The sequence below is a fragment of the Streptomyces sp. LMG1-1-1.1 genome (genome assembly GCF_040815545.1).
In the GTDB taxonomy this organism is placed as follows: domain Bacteria; phylum Actinomycetota; class Actinomycetes; order Streptomycetales; family Streptomycetaceae; genus Streptomyces.
In genome coordinates this window covers 1-560 of sequence record NZ_JBFPNH010000100.1, presented here as the reverse complement: position 1 = coordinate 560, position 560 = coordinate 1, and the positions used below count along the sequence as shown (strand labels likewise).

Annotated in this window: 1 protein-coding gene; it reads left to right on the top strand. The window is 69.8% G+C overall.

All coding sequences use genetic code 11. The features are described from left to right. Positions 1–560 (top strand): ATP-binding cassette domain-containing protein (locus tag MRBLMG1_RS37505; protein ID WP_367828587.1); only part of this gene is annotated, 560 nt, incomplete at both ends.

The following is a 560-nucleotide window of genomic DNA, read 5'->3' as shown; positions in this document are numbered from 1 at the left end:
CCTCGTCTCCGCCGACGGCGGCGAGGCCCGCATCGCCGGCCACGACCTCGCCACCGACCCCCAGAAGGTCCGCGCCGCGATCGGCGTCACCGGACAGTTCTCCGCCGTCGACGGCCTGATCACCGGCCAGGAGAACATGCTCCTCATGGCCGACCTCCACCACCTGCCCACCCCGGAAGGCCGCCGCATCGCCGCCGAACTCCTCGAGCGCTTCGACCTCACCGAAGCCGCCGGAAAACCCGCCTCCACCTACTCCGGCGGCATGAAGCGCCGCCTCGACATCGCCATGACCCTCGTCGGCGACCCGCGCATCATCTTCCTCGACGAACCCACCACCGGCCTCGACCCCCGCTCCCGCCACAACATGTGGCAGATCATCCGCGAACTCGTCACCGGCGGAGTCACCGTCTTCCTCACCACCCAGTACCTCGAGGAAGCCGACCAACTCGCCGACCGCATCGCCGTCCTCAACAACGGCAAGATCGCCGCCGAAGGCACCGCCGAGCAGCTCAAGCGCCTCATCCCCGGCGGCCACGTACGCCTCCGCTTCTCCGACCCGG